Here is a 23,488-nt window from a genome sequence, read left to right on the forward strand (position 1 = left end):
AGGAATTCAGTACTCAGGCTTCCAATTCGCTGTCGAGGATCGCGAAAAGCGCTGCTTCGTCGGCGTTTTCCACATCGTCGTCGCGATGGACACCTGCGGTGTCGATTCGAGCTGTCCAACTGGTCGCAATGGACTGCAACCGAGCCGCGATCCGGGCCTTTTCCTGTTCGTCCCACTTCGCGGTCGCGAGGGCGGATTCCAAATCCTCGAAGACCGCATCGATCGAACGAACCGGCTTTTCGACCGGCCCGTCCGAGAGTTGTTCGCGGAGATACTCGGCAAGCGCCGCTGGCGTGGGGTAGTCGAAAACGACGGTAGCCGCCAGCGCGAGGCCGGTATCGGCTTTGATCCGGTTGCGCAGCTCGACCGCGCCCAACGAATCGAATCCCAGATCCTGGAAAGTGCTGCGGTCGGCATCGGGCGCGGACACGGCGTCCCTGCCGAGTACCGCCGTCACGTGCGCGCGGACGGTATCGAGCACAACCTGCCGCTGCCGATCGGCGTCCAGGCCCACGAGCCGTTGCCGCAGACCGGATATCACCACCGGGGTCGCCGCCGGACGGGTGGCCGTCGGTGGTACCAGTTCCCGCAGCAGCGGTGGCAGCAGTCCGGCATCGGCCTTGGCGCGGATCGCGGTGGTGTCCACGCCGGTGATCACCGCGTGACCGGGACCCGTGTCGAGCACCGAATCCCATGCGGCCAAGGCCTGCTCGTCCGACAACGCGGTGAATCCGGCGCGCGTCGTCCTGGCCGTATCGGCATCGGTCAGGTGTCCGGTCATGCCGCTGGAGCGTGCCCACGGACCCCAGGCCAGTGACCGACCGGCCAGCCCGCGTGCGCGCCGATGCGCGACCAGACCATCGACGAAGGTGTTCGCCGCCGCGTAGTTGGCCTGGCCGGGTCCGCCGATCGTGCCCGACAGCGACGAGAACACCACGAACGCGGCGAGATTCAGGTGCGCGGTCGCCTCGTGCAGGTACCAGGCGGCGTCGGCCTTCGGCGCCAGTACCGCGTCCATCCGCTGTCCGGTCAACGAGGCGATGACCCCGTCGTCGAGCACACCGGCGGCATGGATCACACCCGACAACGGCCACTGCGCGGGCACTTCCGCGGGCAACCCGGCCACCGCACCGGCATCGGCGACATCGCAGGCCACGACTTTCACTTGCGCGCCCGCCTGCTCCAACTCGGCGCACAAGGCGGCCGCACCCTCGGCCCGCGGGCCGCTGCGGCTCACAAGCAGCAACGACCGCACCCCGTGGTTGGCCACCACATGCCGGGCCACCGCCGCGCCCAAACCGCCGGTGCCGCCGGTGATCAACACCGTCCCCGTCCCGAAGGCGGGGGCATCGTCGCTCGCCACGGAAGGCTCACCGGTCGCGGGTCGGGTGAGCCGAGCGGTGTGGGCGACGCCGTCGCGGACGACCACCTGGGGTTCACCCACGGCAAGGACGGTCGCCGCGAGCTGCTCGTCGACGCGGGTGTCCGCATCGACCACCACGATCCGACCCGGATCCTCCGTCTGCGCCGTCCGCACCAAGCCCCACACGGCCGCGCCAGGGAGATCGGTGAGGTCTTCACCGGCCAGTGCGACCGCACCGCGCGTGGCGATCAGCAGCGTGCTCGAAGCGAACCGATCCTGGCCGAGCCACGCCTGCACCACCTCGAGAATCCGGGCGACCTCGGTGTGGGTGGTGGCCACGACGTCGCCGTCGGTGTGGTCGCCCCACCCGGCTCCGGCCTCGACCACCACCACCGGGGGCACCGGCGACTCCGAATCCAAACGGTCCCACCGACCAACGCCCGCATCCAGCGCCGCGGACTCGAGCGCGGCGGGCGACCACACCACTTCCAGCACCTGCTCGGCCCGACCGCCCACACCCGCGGCGGCCGCGGCCAGCTGCTTCAGCGGCGTCGCCCGCATCGTCACCGACCCCGACAACACCGGTCGCCCCTGCTCGTCGGCCACCCACACCGACACCGACGAACCGGTCCTGGTCAGACGCACGCGCAACGCCGACGCTCCGGTCGAGTACAGCGACACCGACTCCCACGAGAACGGCAGCACCACCTGTCCGGCGCCGATTTCGAGCACACCGGCCAGCAGTCCCGCCTGCAAAGTCGCGTCCAGCAATGCCGGGTGGATTCCGAAGCCCTCCCCGCGCACCCCGGTCTCGGCACTCGCGGCGATCTCGGCGAACACCTCCTCGCCGCGTCGCCACAGCGCACGCACACCTTGGAAAGCCGGGCCCAAGTCGTAACCGCGCGTCAGGAACTTGGTGTACGCGACCTCGACACCGGTCGCTCCGGCAGGCGGCCAAGCCCCCAGTTCGGGTTCGGCCGTGTCGTCTCGGCCGGTCAACTGGCCGCGCGCGTGCAGTACCCACTGTCCGGCGTTGTCGTGTTCGGCGCGGGAGTAGATAGAGATCGGCCGCTGCGGGGACTCCTCGGTGGGCCCGCCGATGACGACCTGAATCCGCCGACCGCCGGTCACGGGCAGCACCAGCGGCGCCTGCAACGTCAATTCCTCGAGCACCGGGCACCCGGCTTCGGCACCGGCACGCAACGCCAGCTCCACGAACCCGGTTCCAGGCAACAACAAGACCCCGCCGATGACATGGTCGGCCAACCACGGCTGCGCCAGCGGTGACAGGCGCCCGGTCAGGACGACACCGCCATCCGCCATCGGCAATGCCGCGTCCACCATGGGATGGTCGACGACTCTCGAATCCAGGGATTCGACACCCGCGGTGCCGAGCGAGGGTTCGAGCCAGTAGCGACGACGCTGGAAAGCGTAGGTGGGCAACGACACTCGCGAGACAGGGCGAGCGGCGAAGAACACGCTCCAGTCGACATCGACACCGACGACATGTGCGTGGGCCAGGCAGGTCACGAACTGCTCGACCTCGGCACGCCCTCGCCGCGCTGCGGCGATCACCGCCGACTGCGATTCGCTGTCGTCCGACAGGCATTGCCTGGTCATCGCCGTGAGCACCGCGTCGGGACCGATTTCCAGGAATCGGCGCACGCCCGAGGCCAGCAGGGTCTCCACGCCGCGAGCGAACTGAACGACCGAGCGAACCTGCCGAACCCAGTAGGTGGGTTCCAGCACTTCGTCACCGGCGATCCGGCCGGAGACATTCGATACCAGCGGGATCTGCGGACGTCGGTAGGTCACCTCGCGTGCGACAGCCTCGAATTCGGCCAGCATCGGATCCATCCGGTGGGAATGGAACGCATGCGACACCCGCAACCGCGAGGTCTTCCGCCCGCGGTCGGCGAACCACCGCTCCAGCGCCGCGACCGGCTCCTCGTCGCCGGAAACGACCACGGCGACAGGCGAATTCACAGCGGCGATGGAGACACCGTCGACGAGCGCCTCGAAAACCTCGTCCTCGCTCGCCGCGATGGCCAGCATCGCGCCGCCTTCGGGCAGCCGCCCCATGAGGCGGCCACGCGCGGCGACCAACCGGCACGCGTCCGGTAGCGACCACACGCCGGCGAGATAGGCGGCGGCCAGCTCACCGATCGAATGTCCGATCAGGACGTCGGGCGTCACGCCGAACGAGTCCAGGAGCCGGCCCGTCGCGACCTCATACGCGAACAGCGCGGGCTGGGTGAACTCGGTCCGATTCAGGACATCGGCGTCGGCGGGACCCTCGGCCGGTAGGCCGGTGAACATCACCTGCTTCAGCGAACCGCCGAGCAGTGGGTCGAACCGCTCGCACAGCTCGTCCACCGCGGCGGCGAATACGGGGAACGCCTCGTACAGTTCACGTCCCATCCCGACCCGCTGCGCACCCTGTCCGGTGCACAGGAAGGCCGCCTTGCGCGGCGCCGCCTGCCCTGCCGTCACGCCGCCGACGGTGCTCGCAGTGCCGTGTTCGGCGAGTGCCGCCAGTCCGGCGAGCATCGTCTCGCGGTCGTCGGCGACGACCGCGGCCCTCCAGTCGAGCCGCGCGCGGGTCGTCAGCAGCGAATAGCCGATGTCTTCGACTGTCAGGGCGGGGTTTTCGGTCACCCATTGCCGCAGTTTGGTCGCCTGCGCGCGCAAGGCGTCCTCGGTTTTCGCCGATAGCAGCCACGGGGAGACACCGGCTGCCACCGCACGCGCACCACGATCGGCGGTGTCTTCCGCCGGTTCGGCAGGGGCCTCCTCCGCAGCGGGAGCCTCCTCCAGGATCACGTGCGCGTTGGTACCGCTGGCGCCGAAGGAGGACACGCCAGCGCGCCGCACCCGCTCGCCCGCCGGCCACGGTTCCGCCGTGGTGAGCAGCCGCACCGATCCCGCCGACCAGTCCACATGCGGCGTCGGAGCATCGACATGCAGTGTCGCGGGCAGCGTTTCGTGCCTGAAGGCCTGCACCATCTTGATCACGCCGCCCACACCGGCCGCGGCGGAGGTGTGGCCGATGTTCGACTTGAGCGAGCCGATCCGCAGCGGCTCTCCGGCGCGATCGCGTCCGTAGGCGGCGATCAGCGCCCGCGCCTCGATCGGGTCGCCGAGAGTGGTGCCGGTGCCGTGCGCTTCGACCACATCGACGTCGGCGGGCGCCAGACCGGCACTGGCGAGGGCCTGCGCGATCACCTTTTCCTGCGACGGACCGTTCGGAGCGGTCAGATGGCTGCTCGCGCCGTCCTGGTTGACCGCGCTGCCGCGGATGACCGCGAGGACCCGGTGGCCGTGCCTGCGCGCGTCGGACAACCGCTCGATCGCGAGCATGCCGAGGCCCTCGGAGAATCCGGTTCCGTCCGCCGCCGCCGCGAAGGCCTTGCACCGGGCATCCGGGGACAGCGCACCCTGCCGGGCGAAGGCGATCAACAGCGTGGGGTCGGACATCACGGTGACACCGCCCACCAGGGCGAGAGAGGTCTCGCCCTGCCGCAGCGCCTGACACGCCAGATGCAGGGCGACCAGCGACGACGAGCACGCCGTGTCCACCGAGAGCGTCGGACCTTTGAAACCGAAGGTGTAGGCGACGCGCCCGGACAGGACGCTGGCCGAAACACCGAGGTAGACATGACCTTCCGATTCGGCGGTCAGGCCAGGCGAACCCACACGCGGGCCGTAGTCCTGGTGGATCACGCCGGCGAACACTCCGGTGTCGCTGCCGCGCAACGTCACCGGATCGATGCCGGCGTCCTCCAATGCCTCCCATGCCGCTTCCAGGAACAGGCGCTGCTGCGGGTCCATCGCCTCGGCCGCGCGCGGGCCGATGCCGAAGAACGCGGCATCGAAATCGCCCGCCGCGTCGAGGAATCCGCCTTCCCGCGTGTAGATGGTGCCCGGCGCGTCCGGATCGGTGTCGAACAGGCGATCCAGGTCCCAGCCTCGGTCGGCAGGGAAGGGACCGACGGCGTCGGCACCGGAAGCGACCAGATCCCACAGCTGCGCGGGAGTTTCGACTCCGCCCGGATACCGACAGCTCATGCCGACGATCGCGATGGGTTCGCCGGCACGCTCTTCCAGATTCTGGATGTGCTTCTTGGCGGCGCGCAGGTCTCCGGTGAGCTTTCTCAGATACCGGCTGAGCCGTTCCTCGTTACTGGCGGCTGGGCTGCTCATGCTGGACCAAACTCCTCGTCGATGAGGTCGAAAAGCTCACTGTCGGAATGGAAATCGAGGTCGTCGTAGGCGCCGTCCGACGACCTGCCCGTCAGATAGGCACGCAGGCGCTCGTTGACGCCACGCAATCCGGCGACGGTCTCGTCGTTGTCGCTGCCGTCGGCGATGATCCGCTCGAGCAGGGCCTCCAGCCGCGCGATGTCGTCGGACACGGCCGATGCCGGTTGCGCGTGCGCTGTCGGCACGGTCTGTTCCAGCAGGTAGTCGGCGACATCTCCCGCGGTCGGGTAGTCGAAGACCAACGTCGAGGGCAGCGACAGACCCGTCAGCCTGGCGAGCCGGTTCCGGAACTCGACGCCGCCGAGGGAATCGAAGCCGAGTTCGCTGAAGCCGCGATCGGCTCCGATGTCGTCGGCCGAGCCGTAACCGAGCACCGCCGCCACGTGTTCGCGCACCAGATCGAGGACGACCCCGCGTCGCCTCGCCTCCGGTACACCGTGCAGACGCTCCTCGAGCGACAGTTCACGCCTCGATGCCGGTGCCGACCGGCCGCGTGCGCGAACGAACCCGCGCAGCACCGCCGGAATCGGACCGGCGTGCGCTTCCATGCGCAGTTTGTCGGTATCCAGCCGCAACAGCGCAGGCACCGGTTCGGCCGTGGTCAGCGATTCGTCGAACAATCGAAGGCCGTCGGTACGGTCCAGCGGAGCAAGGCCCAGCCGCTCCAACCGGTTCATGGCCGCGCGGTCCAGCGCGCCGGTCATGCCGATGTCCTGCTGCCACGGCCCCCAGGCGAGTGCGAGCGCAGGCAGTCCCTCGGCACGGCGTTGCCTCGCGAGGGCGTCCAGGAAGCCGTTCGCGGCAGCGTAATTCGCTTGCCCCGCCGAGCCGATCATTCCGGCGATCGAGGAGAACAGCACGAACGCTGACAGATTCAGGTCCCTGGTGAGCTCGTGCAGATGCCAAGCCGCGTCCGCCTTGGCAGCGAACACCCGATCGACCTGGTCGCCGGTGAGCGTGTGGAACGTGCCGTCGTCGAGCACGCCCGCGGCGTGGACGACACCGGTGAGCGGGTGCTCCGCTGGCAGGCCGTCCAGCAGCTCGCGAAGCGCGTCGCGGTCGGTGACATCGCAGGCGGCGATCCGCACCTCGGCACCGGATCGGGAGAGTTCCGCGGCGAGTTCCCTCGCTCCGTCGGCACGCTCGCCGCGACGGGATACCAGCAGTAGTCGCCGCACACCGTGCGTGGTGACCAGGTGCCGGGCCAGCAGCGCGCCCAATCCCCCGGTCCCGCCGGTGATCAGCACGGTGCCGGAACCGAACGCTATGTGCTCGGCCGCCTGGGCGGTCAGTGCCTCCAGTCGCGGTGCCAGGACGTGGTCGCCCCGCACTGCCACCTGCGGCTCTCCGCTCTCGAGCACGGCTCGAATCGCATCGGCGGAAATCTGCTGTGCACCAGCAGATTCGCCCACGTCGAGCAGCACGATTCGCTCCGGGTACTCGGTCTGCGCGCTGCGTATCAGCCCCCACACCGCGGCCGATGCGGTGTCCGGCGTCTCCTCGGGCAGGGCTGCCGCACGGCTGGTCAGCACGACCAGCCGCGACCGTGCGAATCGCTCGTCGGCCAACCAATCTCGCACCGTGCGCAAGGCGGCAGCGACCCGGACCCGTGCAGGCGACTGCGAATCGCCGTGCAGCGCAGCGGCTTCGGACCACACCACGACGTCTGGCACCGTCGAAGCCGAGGCGAGCGCGGTCGGATCCGGATACCGATCGTCGATGTCGTCCACACGCGCGGCTCCCAGCACGGCCATGCTTCCGGTCCCGGTGTATCCGTCGGGCTTCTCCATCGGCACCCAGCGCAACCCGTACCGTGCCGCGCGTCCGCCCGGCAGTGTGGCGCGGAATTGCTGGACGTCGTAGGAGCGCATAACGGCTTCGTCGATGGTGACCACCGGCGTTCCGTCCTGGTCGACGGCCACCACGGTGATCGCCTCACCGCTGCGGCGGATGGCCATCACCCGCAACGTCCGGACCGTGGACGTGGTGTGGATTTGCGTTGCGCCCCAACGGAACAGGAGTTTGCCCTCGGTGGGATCGCCCTTGTGGTCCGGCCAGATCAAACAGGCGATTCCCGCATGCATCACCATGTCGAACAGCGCCGGATGCAACTGGAATCGGTCGGCCGGGAATTCCTGGTTCAGGGTGACCTCGGAGAACACCGTGTCACCGCTGCGCCACGCGGCATCCACGCCGAGGAACGAGGCGCCGTATTCCAGTCCGGCGGCCCGCGCCACCTGAGCCGGAATCCACTCGGTATCCACCGGTTCGGCGTCGACCGGCGGCCACGGAGCGTTTCGCAGCATGTCCATCAGTCCGATGTCGGTCAGCTGCCGACCGCTCAGCACGCCACTGGCGTTGCGCGTCCACTCACTGCCTGCCCCATCGCCGGTGCGGCGATAGTGGAACGTGAACGATCTACGTCCCGTGGAATCCGGTTCCCGCACCAGCACTTGGAGTTCGACCTCGCCATCCGCGGGCGGGAGAATCGGCGTCTCGAGGATGAGCTCCTCCACGGCACCGCATCCGATTCGCGGCCCCGCGACCAGCAGCATCTCCATGAGCGCGGCACTCGGGACGACCACAACGCCGTAGGTGGTGTGGTCGGCGATCCAGGGATGGGTGCGCAGCGAGAGCCGCCCAGTGAACAGCCACTCGTCGCGGTCGGCCACTCGCACCACGTCGGTGAGCAGCGGGTGTTCCGAGGTCGCGTTGCTCGTCTCCACCGGGCTGGGTTCGAGCCAGTACCGCCGATGGTCGAAGGCGTAGGTGGGCAGGGCGATTCGTGCCACCCGGCGGGTGGCGAACAGCGGATTCCAGTCGACGGACAGCCCGGCGGTGTGCGCGTGGCCGAGCATGGTCAGGAACTGTTCGACCTCGTCCTGCTCTCGACGGGCCGCCGCGGCGACCACCGATCGAGACTCGGCTTCCTCGGGCAGCGTGTGCCGCGTCATCGCCGCCAGCACCGCGTCGGGTCCGACTTCGAGGAAGCGGCGTACACCCGATGCCACCAGCGTCTCGACACCGGGCGCGAACCGCACCGCGGCGCGCACCTGTGCCGCCCAGTACCCCGGATTCAGGATCTCGTCGCCTGCGACCCGTCCGGAGATGTTCGACACCAACGGAATTCGCGGTGCGTTGAAGGTCATTCGCGCCGCGACCGCCTCGAACTCCGCCAGCATCGGCTCCATCCGAGGGGAATGGAACGCGTGCGACACCCGGAGTCGGCTCGTCTTGCGACCGCGCTCGGCGAACTGCCGATCGATCTCCTCGATGACGTCCTCGTCACCCGAAACCACCACGGCCCCAGGCGCGTTCACCGCAGCTAGGGACACACCATCGCCGAATCCGGCCAGCGCCGCGTGGATTTCGGTCTCGGACGCGGCGACCGCGAGCATGGCGCCGCCCGACGGCAGCGCGTCCATCAGCCGCCCTCGCGCCGCGACCAGCTCGCAGGCGTCTTCCAGCGACCACACGCCGGCCACGTACGCCGCGGCCAGTTCACCGATCGAGTGCCCGATCACCATGTCCGGGACGAGCCCGAACGACTCCAGCAGCCGATACAGCGCCACTTCGAACGCGAACAGCGCGGGCTGGGTGAGCCGGGTCCGGTCCAGAATGCCGGTCCCCGCTGACCCTTTCGAGCGACCTGACAAGCTGTCGCCGGCGGTGACGCCCTGATCGTCGATCAGGTGTCCGGTGAACATCGCCGGCTTCAGCGAGCATCCGAGCAGCGGATCGAACCGGGCGCACACCTCGTCCAGCGCGGCGGCGAATACCGGGAAGGCCTCGGCGAGACCCGCACCCATTCCGACCCGCTGCGCGCCCTGACCGGTGAACAAGAAGGCGGTCTTCCCCGAGCCTGCGGCGCCGGAAACCACTCCGGCCGAGGCGGATCCGGCGACCAGCTTCGCCAGCCGCGCGAGCAGCTCGTCGCGATCGGAACCGAGGACCATCGCGCGCCACTCGTGCCGCGCACGTGTCGTGGCGAGCGAATAGGCCACATCCGCCGGATCGGCGTCGGGGTGATCGATCAGCCACTGCTGCAGTTTCGCCGCCTGCGCCCGCAGGGCGTTCTCGCTCTTGGCCGACACCACCCAGGGCACCGCCGCGAGCGGGTGGTCGGTAGCAGGTGGCGAGACGACGGGCTGCGGGGCGGGCGCCTCCTCGAGGATCAGGTGGGCGTTGGTTCCGCTGACTCCGAACGAGGACACACCGGCCCGGCGAACCGCACCTCCTGCGCGCCATGGTTCGGGCTGGGTCAGCAGGCGCACCGCGCCCGCGGACCAATCCACGTGCGGGGACGGCGCTTCCGCGTGCAAGGTCGGGGGCAGCGTTTCGTGTCGCAGCGCCTGCACCATCTTGATCACGCCACCGACACCGGCCGCGGCCACGGTGTGACCGATGTTCGACTTGATCGATCCGATGCGCAGCGGCTGCCGATCCCCACGCTCCTGCCCGTATGCCGCGATCAACGCGTTGGCTTCGATGGGATCCCCCAGGGGAGTTCCGGTTCCGTGCGCTTCCACCGCATCCACGTCGGCGGACGTCAGTCCGGCATTCGCGAGGGCCTGCGCGATCACCCGCTCCTGCGACGGACCGTTCGGCGCCGTCAGGCCATTGCTCGCACCGTCCTGATTCACCGCACTGCCCCGAATGACGGCCAGGACGTCGTGGCCGAGCCGCTGCGCGTCCGACAGCCGCTCCAGGATCAGGACGCCCACGCCCTCGGCGAAGGCCACACCGTCGGCCGCGGCGGAGAACGCCTTGCAGCGGCCATCCGGCGACAGGCCGCGTTGCCGCGCGAAATCCACGGAGAGATAAGGGGTCGCGGCCACGGTGACACCACCGGCCACGGCCAGCGACGTTTCGCCTTGACGCAGGGCCTGACAGGCCAGATGCATGGCCACCAGCGAGGACGAGCACGCGGTATCGATCGTGACCGCCGGTCCCTCGAGACCGAAGACGTAGGCCACCCGGCCGGAGACGACACTGTGGGTGGTGCCGGTCAGCCGGAATCCTTCCAGGTCGCCGGTCACCCGGTCGACGTATCCGGAGGCGCACGCACCCGCGAACACACCGGTGTCGCTGCCGCGCAAGATGTTCGGGTCGATTCCCGAATCCTCCAGCGCCTCCCAGGACGCTTCCAGCAGCAACCGCTGCTGCGGATCCATCGCCAGGGCTTCGCGCGGGCTGATGCCGAAGAACCCGGCGTCGAAATCGCCCGCGTCGTCCAGGAATCCGCCGCCGCGGCTGTAGACCGTGCCAGGCTTGTCCGGGTCCTGGTCGATCAGCCGCTCGAGATCCCAGCCGCGATCGTCGGGGAACTCGGTGGTGGCATCGGTCCCCGACCGCACCAGATCCCACAACTGCTCCGGGGTTCGGACGCCGCCGGGGAATCGGCAGCTCATGCCGACGATCGCGATGGGCTCGTCCGCGCGGACGCGGCGCGACACCCGCGCCGTCCTGGGACCGGATTCTGTTCCCTCGATCTTGGACCGCAAGAGCGTGGCGACCGCCGCGGCGGTGGGATGGTCGAAGACCAGGGTGGACGGCAGCTGGACACCGGTGGCCTTCGACAGCCGGTTGCGGAATTCGACGCCGCCGAGCGAGTCGAATCCCAGCGCGTCGAATCGCTCGTCGGTGCTGATGTCTTCGGCGGAACGGTGTCCCAGCACGGCCGCCGCGTGCTCCCTGACCAAGTCGAGCACGACCTCGGCGCGTTGGCCCTCCGGTACCCGGCTCAGTCGTGTGCCAAGCGAACTCGACGCGGCCGCCGTCCGTTCCGTGGTGCGGGGCAGGAAACCACGGAACACCGCGGGCACCGCACCGTCGCGCGCTTCGCGCCGCAGCTCCGCCGGGTCGAACCCGATCGCCGCCAGGTGCGCGGCGACGCGGTCACCGGCCGCATCGAACAGCCGGAGGCCTTCGTCGTTCCTGAGCGGGTGGAGGCCGAGCCTTTCCCAGCGGGCGACGGCGCCGCGGTCCAAGCCACCGGTCATGCCCGCGGCGGAATTCCAGGGTCCCCACGCCAGCGAAGTCGCGGACAGCCCTTCGGCTCGGCGACGCAGCGCCAGCGCGTCGAGGAATGCGTTGGCCGCCGCGTAGTTGGCCTGTCCCGCCGATCCGATCGTTGCCGCTACAGAGGAGAACAGCACGAAGGCCGACAGGTCACGGTCGCGGGTGAGGTCGTGCAGGTGCCATGCGGCGGCGGCCTTCGAGTCGAACACTCGCCGCAGTTGCTCGGCGGTCAGGCTCCCGAGGGTGCCGTCGTCGAGGACGCCCGCCGCGTGGACGACGCCGGTCAGCGGATGATCGGATTCGATCGAATCCAGCAGCGAGCGGAGGGCTTCTCGATCGCCGACATCGCAGGCCGCCACCCGAACGGCAGCACCGGCTTCCGACAGGTCGGACACCAGTCGCGTTGCGCCGTCAGAGGTTTCGCCACGCCTGGAGACAAGCAGCAAATGGCGTACTCCGTGTGCGGCGACGAGATGTCGTGCCACGAGCGCGCCGAGGCCGCCGGTGCCGCCGGTGATCAGTACGGTGCCGGTACCGAACGACGGGTGGGCCCGGCCCGGCTCGGCATCGTGCTCGGCTCGTGCTCTCGCAAGCCTCGGCACCAGCAACGCGCCGTCGCGCACCGCGGCCTGCGGTTCCTCTGCCGCGATCACCGCGCCGATCAGCGTCGGGTAATCCATGGACGCCGCGGCCGACGAGTCGGCGTCGAGCAGGACGAACCGGCCCGGATACTCGGATTGGGCGCTGCGCAGCAGGCCCCAGACGGCTGCCGCGGCGAGATCCGGTGCCGCGCCGGGCAGCCCGGCACCGTTCGTGGTCAGCACGACCAGGCGAGTGTCGGCCAGACGGTCTTCGGCCAACCAGGCCTGTACCGTCGCCAACACCGATTCCAGGTGACCGCGAACGGCCACCGGATCGTCGGCCGCGGCACCGATCCCCGGATGCCAGCACACGACATCCGGAACAACCTCCGCCGCAGCGATTTCCGATGGAGACGGATAACTGGCGTCGATTCCGGCGACCGGTACCGACCCGAGTACGGCCATCCGGTCCCCGGACGAACTCGATGTCGAGGCCGGTGCCGGAGTCCACTGGATCTCGTAGAGGTCGGCGTCGTCCCCGGCCAGCGTGGCGCGCATCTGTTTCACGTCGTATGGCCGCATGACGACCGCGTCGACGGAGATCACGGGCCGTCCCGAATCATCGACGGTCGCCACCGAGATCGTCTCCGGGCCGGTCGCGACGGCGATGACCCGCAGCGCCGTCGCCTTGACCAGCGGCTGGTGCAGTCGCGCCCCGCCCCAGCGGAACAGCAACCGGCCGGTGTTCGGATCGCTGTCCTGGTCGTGCCAGACGAGCCCGGCCAGTCCGGCGTGCATCACCAGGTCGAGCAGGGCGGGATGCAGATCGAACCGCTCGGGTTCGGGCGCGGCCGTCGTGTCCAGGGTGATCTCGGAGAAGACGGTTCCCCCGCGCTGCCATGCGGCGTCGACGCCGAGGAACGCCGGACCGTATTCGAGTCCGGATCCCTTGGCGATCCGCTCGGGAATCCATGCGGTGTCGAGGATTTCGGCGTCGGCGGGCGGCCACGCCTCGTCGCGCAGCCGGTCCAGCAGAGCGTCGTCGCCGTCCCAGGAGGGGGCCAGGACGCCGCTGGCGTTGCGCACCCATTCGCCCGCCGCCTTGCGGAAGTAGAAGTCGAACGGTCGCCGCCCGGTCCCGTCCGGCTCCCGCACCGACACCTGGAGTTCGACCTCGTCGTCCTCCGCCGGAAGGATCGGAGCCTCCAGGGTCAGCTCCTCGACGACGCCGCAACCGATTCCGCTGCCCGCGACGAGCAGGAACTCGACGAGCGTCGCGCTCGGCAGCACCACGGTGCCGTATGTCATATGGTCGGCGACCCACGGGTCGGTCGGCAGCGAGAACCGGCCGGTGAAAACGAACTCGTCCTTACCCGCCACCGGGACGACGCCGGTGAGCAACGGGTGGCCGTGGGGGTCACCGGTCGCTTCGGGGCGCGGCGGCAACCAGTACCGCTGGTGTTGGAAGGCGTAGGTGGGCAGGGGAACTCGCCGTCCCGCCGGTCGACGGAACAGTCGCGTCCAATCCACGCGCGCACCGGACGTGTGAGCGTGCGCCAGCATCGTCAGGAATTGTTGGGGCTCATCGTGATCCCGGCGCGCTGCGGCGGCCACCACCCCGTCCACACCCTCAGGAAGGGTCTGCCTGGTCATCGCCGCCAGCACCGCGTCGGGCCCGATTTCCAGGAATCGGCGCACATCCGAGGCGATCAGCACCTCGATACCCGGCGCGAATCGCACCGCGGCCCGCACCTGCCGAACCCAGTAGGCGGGTTCCAGCATCTCGTCACCGGCGAGCAGGCCGGACACGTTCGACACCACCGGGAGGCGAAGCCGGTGGTACACCAGTCCCTTTGCGACCAACTCGAATTCGGCCAGCATCGGCTCCATCCGATGCGAGTGGAAGGCGTGACTGACCCGCAGCCGCGAGGTCTTCCTTGCGCGCTCGACGAACAGGGCCTCGATCTCGGCGACCGCGTCCTCGTCACCCGAGATCACCAGAGCCTCGGGCGCGTTAACGGCGGCGACCGACACTCGGCCGGGATACCGAGCGACGACATCGTTCACGTCGGTTTCGGACGCCCCGATGGCGAGCATCGCGCCGCCCTCCGACAGCGCACCCATGAGACGGCCGCGTGCTGCCACCAACCGGCAGGCATCCTCGAGCGACCACAGGCCCGCGACGTACGCGGCCGCGACTTCGCCGATCGAATGGCCGATCAACACGTCCGGGGTGACGCCGAACGATTCCAGCAGGCGATACAGCGCCACCTCGAAGGCGAACAGCGCGGGCTGGGTGAACTCCGTCCGATCCAGATCCGTGGCACCGGTCCCGCCGGTGAACATGAGTTGCTTCAGCGAGCATCCCAGCAGCGGATCGAACTGGGCGCACACCGCATCCAACGCGTCCGCGAAGACCGGGAACGCTTCGTACAGGCCGGCGCCCATACCGATCCGCTGGGCGCCCTGACCGGTGAACAGGAATGCCGTCATCCCCGATCCTGCGGCGCCCGCGACGACGCCGGTGCCGGTTCCCGATTCGGCGAGACTCGTCAACCGTTCCAGCAACTCGTCCCGATCGCGACCGAGGACCACAGCACGCGAATCCAGCTGTGCCCGTGCGGTCGCCAGCGAGTAGGCCGTCTCCGTGATGTCGATCTCCGACCGCTCCGACAACCACTCACGCAGCCGCGCGGACTGGGCACGCAGACCTGCCTCGCCCTTGCCCGACACCAGCAAGGGAATGAGCGGCACGGTGGTGTTCGACGGCCGCTCCGCGCCGTCTTCGCTGTCGCCCTCGGCAGCCGCGACGGGGACGGCCGGGGCTTCTTCGAGGATCACGTGCGCGTTGGTGCCGCTGATCCCGAACGACGACACACCCGCCCGGCGCACCCGATCGCCAACGGACCACGGTTCGGCCTCGGTCAACAGACGCACCGCGCCTGCGGCCCAATCCACATGCGGCGACGGCGAATCGACGTGCAGCGTGCGCGGCAGCCGTTCGTGCCGCATCGCCTGCACCATCTTGATCACACCGGCCACACCGGCGGCGGCAACGGCGTGGCCGATATTCGACTTCAAGGAACCGATCCGCAACGGTTCCCGATCGCCGCGATCCTGTCCGTAGGCAGCGATCAACGCCTGCGCTTCGATCGGATCGCCCAGGGCCGTACCGGTTCCGTGCGCCTCCACCGCGTCCACGTCGACCGCCGAGATCCCCGCGTTGGCGAGGGCCTGCGCGATGACCCGCTCCTGCGACGGACCGTTCGGCGCGGTCAAGCCATTGCTCGCGCCGTCCTGGTTCACCGCACTACCGCGAACAACGGCAAGGATGTTGTGGCCGAGCCGCTGGGCGTCCGAAAGTCGCTCGAGCACAAGGACACCCGCGCCCTCCGACCACGCCACACCGTCGGCGGCGGCCGAGAACGCCTTGCAACGACCGTCCGGTGACAGGCCGCGCTGCCGGGCGAAGTCCACGTACAGATACGGACTCGCCGCGACTGTCACACCACCGGCGAGAACAAGCGAGCTGTCGCCTTGGCGCAGCGCCTGACACGCCAGATGCACCGCCACCAGCGACGACGAGCACGCCGTATCCACCGTGACCGCCGGACCTTCCAGGCCGAACACGTACGCGACGCGACCCGAGATGACGCTGTGCGACGTGCCGGTCAGCCGGAAGCCCTCCAGGTCACCGGTCACCCGGCCGGAGTATCCCGACGAGCAGGCACCGGCGAAGACGCCGGTGTCGCTGCCCCGCAACGACGTCGGGTCGATGCCCGCGTCCTCCAGGGCTTCCCATGCCGTTTCGAGCAACAGCCGTTGCTGCGGATCCATCGCCAGCGCTTCGCGTGGGCTGATGCCGAAGAAGCCGGGATCGAAATCACCTGCATCGCTGAGGAATCCGCCATGGCGCGTGTAGACCATGCCCGGCTTGTCGGGGTCCGGGTCGAACAGCCGGTCCAGATCCCAGCCGCGATCGGTCGGGAATTCGCCGATCGCGTCCCGGCCCGCAGCCACCAGGTCCCACAAATCCTCGGCCGAACGCACACCGCCCGGGAATCGGGCACCGATGCCGACAATGGCGATCGGCTCATCCGACATCGTGGCTAGTCGGCCGGCGGGGCTGGTGAGCTCAGCGCGCCGCTTCCCATGGTCGGTCGCCGTGACGCGCGCCCGGAGCAGCGCCGCGACCGCGGTCGCGGTCGGGTGGTCGAAGACGAGCGTCTTCGGCAGCGGCACACCGGTGGCCCGAATCAACCGGTTCCGCAGCTCCACTCCGCTGACGGAGTCGAAGCCGAAATCGGTGAACGGCAGGTCCGGGTCGATCGACCGGGCCGACTCGTGGCCGAGTACCGCGGCGGCATGCTCGCGGACGATGCCGAGAACTACTGTGTCGCGCTGATATTCAGGTGTGGCCGACAGTGCGCGAGCGAGCGGGCCGTCTTCCCACTGCTCATCGCCCTCGGATGGTCGTCCCTCGGAAACGCGCTCCTCGGTTGCCGCATCGACGTCGGTCACACCGGTGAAGCCACCGGAAGGGACCGGCACACCGGACCAGAAGTCGCGACGCTGAAACGCGTACGGCGGCAGGTCGATCCGCGCGCCGCCTTTTACCAACACCGCCGGATCCACCTGCACGCCAGCGCAATACGCCTGCGCCAAGGACGCCGCGAACCGTTCCGGCCCGCCCGCACCGCGCCGCAACGACCCGACAACGGAGACGCCCTCGGCCGCACCGGCCGCCTCGGCGGTAACCCCGATGCCCATCGTGAGCACCGGATGCGGACTCGTCTCGACGAACGCGTTGATGCCGTCGGCGATCAGCGCCGTCACAGCGTCGGCGAATCGAACCGGTTCCCGCAGCGACCGATACCAGTAGTCGGCATCCAGTTCCGCCGTATCCAAGCGGTCGGCGAAGACCGTGGAAAAGAACGGCACCGAACCAGACTGCGGGCGAATCGGTTTCAGTTCCTCGAGCAACCGATCACGTAGCCGCTCGACCGCCTTCGAATGCGACGCGTAATCCACCGGAATCCGGCGGGCCCACACACCCGCGTCGGCGCAGGCGGTGAGAAACTCCTCCATCGCAGGAACATCACCGGCTATCACGGTCTGCGCCGGTCCGTTCACCGCCGCCAACGACAGCCGGTCCCCGTACGCCGACAAACGTTCCCGGACCGCGTCGGCGCCGAGTCCGATCGAGGCCATACCGCCCCGTCCGGCAAGCTCGTCGGCGACCGCCCGCGACCGGAGCGCGACCACACGCGCCGCGTCCGACAGCGACAGCCCACCGGCGATGTGGGCGGCGGCGATCTCGCCCTGGGAATGGCCGATCACCACGTACGGCTCCACACCGGCCGCCCGCCACATCGTGGCCAGCGAGACCATCACCGCGAACAGCACCGGCTGCACCACGTCCACGCGCTCCAGCGGGGGCGCGTCCGCTTCCCGGCGCAGCACCGCCGTCAGCGACCAGTCCACGTACGGCCTCAGTGCCGCTTCGCATTCCGCGATCGACTCCGCGAACACCCCACCCGCATCCAGCAGGCCTAGCGCCATGCCCTCCCACTGGCTGCCCTGGCCCGGAAAGACGAAGGCGACCCGGCGCTGCTCGGCATGCTCGGTTGTCGGCTCGATCGATACAGCGGGCGCGGTCGGGTCTGCCAGGACCGCCAAACCGGCCAGCAGCTCCGCTCGATCCTGTCCGACGACATTGCCGCGCCACTCCATCTGCGCTCTGGTTGTCAGCAGCGAATGCGCCACATCGACCGGATCCAGCTCAGGATGACGGAGCAGCCACTCGCGGAGCCGGGCCGCTTGCGCGCGCACGCCGTCCTCCGTGCGGGCCGACACCACCAACGGCACCGCACCGGGCGCGCCGCTTACCGCTGACGCGGCGGACCCGACGGCGGGCGCCTCCTCCACGATCACGTGGGCATTCGAGCCGCCCATACCGAACGACGACACACCCGCACGGCGTACGTCGTCCGCGGGCCAGCTCTCGGTGCCCGTTACGACCCGTAAACCCAGTTCCTCGAGCGGAATTCGCGGATTCGGTGTCTCGAAGTTCAGGCTGGCCACCAGTTCTCGGTTGGTCAGACAGAGCACGGTCTTGATCAGGCCCGCGATACCGGAAGCACCTTCCAGATGCCCGATGTTCGTCTTGACCGATCCGACGGCCAGCGGTGCGTCCGTGGCCCGGTGCACGCCGTAGGTTTCGCCGAGCGCGGCGGCCTCCACCGGATCACCGGCGGGCGTCCCGGTGCCGTGCAATTCGACGTACTGCACCGACGGCGCCTCGACACCGGCGGCGCTCATGGCGGAGCGGATCGCCGCCGCCTGCGCATCCCGGCTCGGCGCGCTAAGCACTCGGCGTTCGTTGCCGGTGTTGACCGCGCTGCCGCGGATCACGGCGTGAATCCGGTCGCCGTCGGCGATCGCCCTGGCCAGTGGTTTCAGCACCACCACGCCGCCACCCTCGCCGCGCACGAACCCGTCGGCCCGCGCGTCGAAGGTGTGGCACGCGCCGAGCGCCGACTGCGCGCCGAACTGTTCGATGCGTTCACCGCTCGTCGGCGACAGGATCAGGTTCAGGCCACCGGCCAGAGCCACCTCGCTCTCGCCGCTGCGCAGGCTCTCACAGGCCAGATGCACCGCGACCAGCGAGGATGCTTGGGCGCTGTCGACGACGATGCTCGGTCCGCTGAAACCGAAGTAGTTCGAGACGCGATTGGCGATGACGCCACGTCCGACACCCCACAGCGAGTGGCGGCTGACTCCCTGACCGCCTTGGGAGGCAAGGATTTCGGCGAAGTCGCCGCCCGTGCAGCCGAGGTAGACGCCACATCGCCGGGCGTCGCGCGCGGTGGCGGCCAGGCCCGCGTCCTCGAGCGCTTCCCAGCTCAATTCCAGCGCCAGCAGCTGTTGCGGATCGATCGCCCGCGCCTCGTTGGGCGAGACACCGAAGAAATCCGCGTCGAACTGACCTGCGGTGTCGATGAATCCGGCCCGCTCGGTGAGGTTCGCGCGCGTGGAAGGAGCTGCGCCGATCGCGGCGCGCCCCGCTCTGAGCAGCTGCCAGAAACTGTCGAGATCGGCCGCTCCCGGCATTCTGCAGGACATGCCGATGATGGCGACGGCAAAGGCCGATCCGTTCACCTCTGAACATCCTTCCTCAGCGCACGCTGTGACCCCCCGTCACGATCGATTCGTGGTTAAACCAAAGATTGCGTTAAGATTTATTGAGACAGTCCGGCGCAGACGGCTCATATTTCGCCATAACGGATTTCGACATTGTCGAGGGTCGGCGAATCGCCCCGAATAATGCGAAACGTCTTCCACGGACAGCCCAGAGGAGACGACGCAGGTCAGGACGAAACCTGACTGTGCCGTCGGGCTCAGTAGAGCAATCGATCAGCGAGCGACGCTGAAAATGAAGCGCTACGAGGGATGCCAGCGGATTGCGGCGCGCGTTAGAGGGGGGTAGTGCCCGAACAAGGTGCGCAGTCGCACCTACGCTATGGCGATGTGGATTGGCACAACGATCCCTCTCGGAATTTCGTACGACAGCACAGGATTCATGGTTACTGAACAGTATTTGCACGATCTCGAGCTTGTCAACCGTCCTGACGCATCGCGCTGGTTACCCTGACCGAGGACGAGCCGCGGGCTCGATCGAGTCGAAGATCGCCGGTCGACTCCGGCGCGGGATCGGTGAGGAACCGATGGACCGTCGGCATCGTCCGCCGCGGTCCTCGTGCGCCGCACGAACGAATCAGGCAACCCGAAGACCTGGCAACCGACGCCGAGAGCATGACCGCCCGTGCCCCCAGTGATGCGGCGGGCGATCCGAGCGCACGCGGCGACTACAACTAGGCCTCCCCCAGGTGCCCGACTCCCGGTTGCGGTTACCGGTTCGCAGCGCCGCATATTTGACCGATCGGTCGCAACATCCTAGTATCTCGAAACATGGCGCGTGCCAAGGAATTCGCCCCCGGCGCGGTGGTCGAACTCGCACCGGAACGGTACCGGCAGCGCAGCTACGAAGCGACCTCGGCATCGGATCCGACCGAGCACCTCGCTACCGCCCGCACACCCGCGGGCTCGGCCACATACGCGAGCTCTTCACGAAGGCATCACAACACCACGCGGAGGCCGCCGACGCGCGCGGGGGAATCGACTCGGCCGGGTCCGGACCTGCTTGCAACGCCCTGATCCTGTCCAGGATCGAATCACCTTGGGCGCGAAGGGAAAAAGAACTACTCGTGACGGGCTAGGCCGAAGCCCCGCGGGTCGCATCCGCGCCGCGCTGTCCCGCGTCGGCGGCGGCCGCCAGCGACGGGTCGCCGAGGAAGTCACCGGCGAACGTGATGGGGCCGAGGGAGCGACCGAGCGTTCGCTGGGCGTCGCGCTTGCCGGGCGCCCAGTAGGGCACCACCCGCGGCTGCCGCTTGACGACCACGTGCTCGATCTTGTCCTTCAGCTCGGGTAGCACCTTGACGAGGTCGCTGACGAACAAGGCCTCGATCTGCTCGTCCGTGAGCTTGTTCAGGTCGTCGGCGCGTGAACCGCCCGCCAGGCACACCAGCGCGCCACCGGGCTTACGCGGACCGCCGGTGCGCTGCGGCGCGGAATGATTGAAGATCGCCTGGAACGACATGCCTTGCGTCGCGATGGCGTAGTAGTCGTCCCACCGCTGCGGCCCTTCCTCTTTGGTGAAGATGCCCGCGAGGATGTACCGGCCGTAGTTGGTATCGCCAAGGGCGGCACGGTATTCCGCGGGCAGGTCCGTCAAGATCTGCAGAGCGCTGTCGGTCGGCACCGCGATGACGACGCGCCGCGCGGTCAGCGTCACCGGACCCGTCGCATCGGTGTACCGGACAGTCGCGTAGTCGTCGTTCCAGGTCACGGATCGCACGTGGGCGCCGAGACGCAAGCGCGTCCCCAGTTCGTCGGCCAGTGCGTCGGTGAAGGCCTGGTTGCCGCCGACCGGAAGCGCGAAGTTGGGCACCTCCGACGCTTTCATGAGTTGCGTGCCGATCGAGAAGGCGAGCTGGGTCGCCGCGGTCTCCTCGGGATCGCAACCGATCCACTGACCGGCCCAATCCGAGAAGATCTCCCTAACCTCGTCCGTCTTGACGCCGCGCATGAGCCAGGACGCCGGCTGCGAGTCCAAGAACGCCCGGTAAGCCTGCGCGTCCTCGGCGTTCTTGTTGGCCATGAACCGGTTGTAGACACGTTGGATTCGCAACCCGAGCATCGCCAGCTCGACCTTGGCCCGCAGTGACATCCGGGTGCGCAGGAGCATCCACGCCGGGTTGTCGGCGCGTACCGTCCGGCCCTCGCGATAGAGGGCGACTTTCGCGTCGGCCAGGGATCCGAGCTGGATGCCGTACTTGTCGATCACGTCGAACAGCACCCCGGTGCCTTCAGTGAACTGGGCGCCGATATTGAGCCAGTAATCCCCTCGACACACCGACTCCACACGCCCGCCCGGCCTGCTCGCGGATTCCAGAACGACGACGTCTTCCGAAGGCGCGAGCGTGACGCCCGCGACCAGTCCCGCGATACCGGCACCGACGACCACCACATCGCACTGCTGTTCGCGGGCGGTCGCGGCGGTCAGCTCACTGCTGCGCGAATCTGTCATCGTTCTTCCTCACTTCGCCGTTCCGAACAACCCGGCGGCCAGGCCGACCACCGAGGGAGAGTCGGGTGAATCCGTCCGACCGGCGCAGGCACGACTCCGGCGAACTTCCGATACACGAATTCGATTCGGGTTCGAATATAGGAGCGCCGCCCGGAGGGTGTCAAGACCTCGAGAAGCACTCGGCCCCGCCTCGCAGATGCGTAGACGGGGCAGAGGCTCAACCGCTACTTCACGAAGTTGCGCACGCCATCGAAAACCGTCGCCGACGACAGCAGCCCGAGATGGCCTAGGCACAGCGTCCGGGTGTTGGCGGCACCGCTGAGAATGGTGCTCTCATCGGGGTTGATGATCTCGTCGCACGGCGACCACCAGGTGCCGTAGTTCACCTGACCGGGGGTTTCGTCGGCGCTGTTGAGTTCGGCCAGGAAGGCCGAGCCGGGCCGCATCTCCACGCAGGAGGCGTCGAAGCATCCGTTGGCACTGTCGGTGCCGTGGTTGGGGCCGCCGATGGAGACCCAGTCGTCGACGAAATTCAGGCCGTCCAGGTTCTTCAGGTACCAGCGACTGTTGAGGCCGCCCATCGAATGGGTGACCACGTCGACCTTGGCGGCACCTGTCTTCGCGCGCAGCGCATCGACCTGCGCTTTCACCTCCAGCGCGATGTCCTCGTTCGACTGGGAGCTGTCGTAGCTGAATCGTGCCAACTCTCTTATGGAGTACCCCGCGCCCAGGAATCGGCCCCACATGTAGTCCCAGTTCGACGCCGATCCCTGCCAACCGTGGACGAAAAGGATCGGATCTCGCGGCGGCGCCGCAGCGGCCTCCGGCACGGTGATGCCGAGTGAAGCGGCAGCCGTAGCGACCGCGGTGATCGCGGCCATCGCGAGGCGGCGCGTGATCGATGTGATGTGCATGATTCGAACTCCGATCTGCTCGCTGCGCTGCGAGCAGACAGAAACTAGCGCCGCAAGGTTTATCCCGCTCACTGTGAAACATGACCGTGTCGAGCCGCTCACCGCCCATGCCGCCGCGTTCCGGCAGCGCTGATCGATCCCGGTCGGCCGGTCCGGTGCCCGTGGTGCAGCTTGTTGCAGGGGATGTGCAGCGACTGCCCTTCCGGCGCAAGGGGTTCGGCGGTAAGGATCGGTGTATGGATCGTTTCGATGTCATCGACACCTGTACCCGCATGGTCTGGTTTACCGATCACCGCGACTGGGACGCACTCGAGCAAGTCTTCGCCGAACAGGTGACGCTGGACTACACCAGCCTCAACGGCGGCGAACCGGTGGTGCTGACCCCGGAGCAGATCGTCGGCGCCTGGCGGGAGACCCTCGGCGGGTTCGCCGCGACCCAGCATCTGCTTGCCAACCACCTGGTCGCTATCGACGGTGACACCGCGGTGTGCACGGCCTCGTTCCAGGCGACGCACCGCAAAGCCGACGCCTTCGGCGCGTCGTTGTGGACGCTGGGCGGCAGCTACCGGTTCGACCTCGTGCGCACCGACGGCACTTGGCGGATCCGAGGCGTGGTGATGACCGCGCTGTGGGGCGACGGCAATCGCGGCCTGCTGCCCGGATGAAAGCACTGACAGCGACGACCGCTTCCGCG

Annotated in this window: 5 protein-coding genes; 1 reads left to right on the plus strand and 4 read right to left on the minus strand. The window is 68.6% G+C overall.

Translation table 11 applies throughout. The annotated features are described in order from the left end of the window. Nucleotides 1-13: 13 nt before the first annotated feature. From CRP45_RS08465 to CRP45_RS08480, 4 genes are all read right to left on the minus strand, one after another. The gene (locus CRP45_RS08465) at nt 14-5,566 is read right to left on the minus strand and encodes a type I polyketide synthase (protein ID WP_097244666.1); all 5,553 of its coding nucleotides are present in this window, start codon (nt 5,564-5,566) and stop codon (nt 14-16) included. Next, nucleotides 5,563-19,389, minus strand: coding sequence for a type I polyketide synthase (locus CRP45_RS08470; protein ID WP_245910019.1), 13,827 nt, complete (start codon nt 19,387-19,389; stop codon nt 5,563-5,565). The genes CRP45_RS08465 and CRP45_RS08470 overlap by 4 nt, the downstream gene beginning before the upstream one ends. Before the next feature lie 1,114 nt (nt 19,390-20,503). Further along, nucleotides 20,504-21,880: a flavin monoamine oxidase family protein gene (locus CRP45_RS08475; protein ID WP_097244667.1), complete on the minus strand. Its 1,377-nt coding sequence runs from the start codon at nt 21,878-21,880 to the stop codon at nt 20,504-20,506. Nucleotides 21,881-22,104: 224 nt separating this feature from the next. After that, entirely contained in the window at nt 22,105-22,896 is a 792-nt protein-coding gene (locus tag CRP45_RS08480) for an esterase/lipase family protein (RefSeq protein ID WP_218841119.1), read from the minus strand. Between the two features lie 134 nt (nt 22,897-23,030). Between CRP45_RS08480 and CRP45_RS08485 the strand changes: the two genes are divergently transcribed. Next, on the plus strand, nt 23,031-23,459 hold the full coding sequence (locus CRP45_RS08485; RefSeq protein WP_097244668.1) for a nuclear transport factor 2 family protein: 429 nt from the start codon (nt 23,031-23,033) through the stop codon (nt 23,457-23,459). Nucleotides 23,460-23,488 lie beyond the last annotated feature (29 nt).

It is taken from the genome of Nocardia amikacinitolerans (assembly GCF_900215415.1).
GTDB lineage: Bacteria > Actinomycetota > Actinomycetes > Mycobacteriales > Mycobacteriaceae > Nocardia > Nocardia amikacinitolerans.

Bases quoted from the DNA above. Each gene is read 5' to 3' on its own strand.
- CRP45_RS08465 (WP_097244666.1), bottom strand. From the start codon at position 5,566: ATGAGCAGCCCAGCCGCCAGTAACGAGGAACGGCTCAGCCGGTATCTG.
- CRP45_RS08475 (WP_097244667.1), bottom strand. From the start codon at position 21,880: ATGACAGATTCGCGCAGCAGTGAGCTGACCGCCGCGACCGCCCGCGAA.
- CRP45_RS08485 (WP_097244668.1), top strand. From the start codon at position 23,031: ATGGATCGTTTCGATGTCATCGACACCTGTACCCGCATGGTCTGGTTT.